Origin of the sequence: Mesorhizobium sp. M7A.F.Ca.CA.002.09.1.1, from assembly GCF_003998555.1 — a bacterium.
Taxonomy (GTDB): domain Bacteria; phylum Pseudomonadota; class Alphaproteobacteria; order Rhizobiales; family Rhizobiaceae; genus Mesorhizobium; species Mesorhizobium ciceri.
Window position 1 is genome coordinate 1 of the sequence record NZ_RZRR01001022.1, and the last position, 1,803, is coordinate 1,803.

Below are 1,803 nucleotides of genomic sequence, written 5' to 3' on the forward strand. Positions count from 1 at the left end.
GACTATACCGAGATCATGCAGCTGGCGGTTCGAAAGGCGACCCAGCTCGGTAACCGTCTCGCGATAAACGCGCCAGTTACGATAGTTGCGGATCAGGTTCATTGTCGTTCTCTTTTTCAAAACTGGTTCGGACCATTCGCGGTCCGAAGAATTAGACCGCCTTGCGAGCGACGTAAGGAATGTCGCTGCGGCTGATGCCGAGGTCGGTCAGTTCACGGTTGCTCAGGCGGCTCAGCTCGGACACGGTGTCCCTGTAGCGGCGCCAGTTGCGGTAGTTGCGGATCAGGTTCATGGTAGTTCTCGTTTCGTCTTTCTTGCGGATCATTCCGTTTGTGTACGAACTATAAATAGGCGGACCCATATCGATTTAAAAGCGCTATGGCTGCATGGCAGCAATGCAAATTGTGCAATGCAGCATTAACGCTCGTTCACGGACCTGACACAAAGAAACCCGAATCGGAAAATGCCTAAGCGTCAACGGCTTGACCGGATCGGCTGCAAAAAAGACCAAACTTGGGGGGGAGAAGCAGCATGGCGAGCTATTCGTCGCGGGTCAGGGCGGATATCGCGCGCTGGCAGCAGGCCGGCATGATCGACGCCGCGACGGCCGATTCGCTGGCGCGCGATGTCGAGGCCAACGAGCGCAAGTCGCTGAGCTTCGGCTCGATCCTGGCTATGATGGCCGCCTTGCTGTTCGGCGCCGCCATCCTGATTTTCGTCGCCGCCAATTGGGACGCGATCCCGAGGCTGGCGCGCGTGGCGGCGCTGTTTGCCGTCATCCTTGGCGGCTATGTCGGCGGCGCGGTGCTGAAGGCCCGCGACCATGCGGCAATCGGGGAAGCGCTGTGGATCGTGGCGGCCGCGGCTTTCGGCGGCTCGATCGCGCTGATCGGCCAGATGTATCATCTCTCGGGCGACGAGGCCTCGGCTCTGGTGACCTGGGGAGCCGGCACGGCGCTGGCGGCGGTTGCGCTGCGATCGAACCCGCTGACGGTGGCTTCGGTCGGCATCGCCGATGCCTGGCTGGTCCTCAAAGGCTTCGACTATTACAGCCGCAGCGATTTTCCGCACGGCTTCGTCGTGATGGCGATCGTGCTGTTTGCCGTCTCGTTCTGGACCCGCAGCCAGGCGGCGCGCCACCTGATTATCCTGTCGGTGCTGTTCTATCTCATGCTGCTGGTCACCAACCACGACACGCTGCAGGTGGCGATCCCGCTGGTCGTCGCCTCGGCGCTGCTGTTCGCGGCCTCGGTCTTCGCGCCTGGCCCGGTCGACCGGGTCGTGCAACTCGGCGGCCGCTTGCCCTTGCACGCGCTGCTCGCCTTCCTCACCGGCCTCGCAATGATCCAGTTCGAACTCGCCGACGAGAGCACCTACAACAGCGGTTTTGCCCTCGCTTCGGCGATCGCGCTGGCCGGTGTTGTCGCCGCGATCGTGCTGGCAGGACGGGAGAGCCGTGGGCTACGCTGGCTTGCCTATCTCGGCTTCGCCTTCGAACTCGCCATCATCTATGTCGTGACCCTGCAATCGATGCTCGATACGGCCGGTTTCTTCCTGGCCGCCGCGGTGCTGCTCGGCATCCTCGCGATCGTCATCATCCGCGTGGAAAAACGCATGAAGGGCCCAGACGCCAAGGGAGCCACGGCATGATCACCGGGAAAAGGCTTGTCATCTCGGCGCTGGTGCTGGCGCTCGTCCAGATAGGCTTCCTGAGCTGGATCATCGCCGGCCGGGCGGCGATCCTGCGCAACGGCAAGGAAGTGCTGCTGAAGATCGAACCCGTCGATCCGCGCGACCTCCTGC

Annotated in this window: 4 protein-coding genes; 2 read left to right on the forward strand and 2 right to left on the reverse strand. The window is 62.3% G+C overall.

Going from position 1 to position 1,803, the window contains the following annotated elements; all coding sequences use genetic code 11:
• Together EN994_RS29695 and EN994_RS29700 are read right to left on the reverse strand one after the other, a co-directional pair.
• On the reverse strand, positions 1-102 hold a 102-nt coding region (locus EN994_RS29695; protein WP_127308066.1), incomplete at its 3' end, for a DUF1127 domain-containing protein.
• 49 nt (positions 103-151) lie between these two features.
• Positions 152-292, reverse strand: a complete 141-nt coding sequence (locus tag EN994_RS29700) for a DUF1127 domain-containing protein (protein WP_013531315.1) — start codon at positions 290-292, stop codon at positions 152-154.
• A gap of 239 nt (positions 293-531) precedes the next feature.
• On the opposite strand from EN994_RS29700, the gene EN994_RS29705 reads away from it, so the two are divergent.
• Complete coding sequence (locus EN994_RS29705) at positions 532-1,650, forward strand: DUF2157 domain-containing protein (protein ID WP_063168110.1); 1,119 nt, start codon at positions 532-534, stop codon at positions 1,648-1,650.
• The coding region (locus tag EN994_RS29710; RefSeq protein WP_164746338.1) for a GDYXXLXY domain-containing protein at positions 1,647-1,803 on the forward strand (157 nt) is incomplete at its 3' end. The genes EN994_RS29705 and EN994_RS29710, both read left to right, overlap by 4 nt.

Bases quoted from the DNA above. Each gene is read 5' to 3' on its own strand.
- EN994_RS29700 (WP_013531315.1), bottom strand. From the start codon at position 292: ATGAACCTGATCCGCAACTACCGCAACTGGCGCCGCTACAGGGACACC.
- EN994_RS29705 (WP_063168110.1), top strand. From the start codon at position 532: ATGGCGAGCTATTCGTCGCGGGTCAGGGCGGATATCGCGCGCTGGCAG.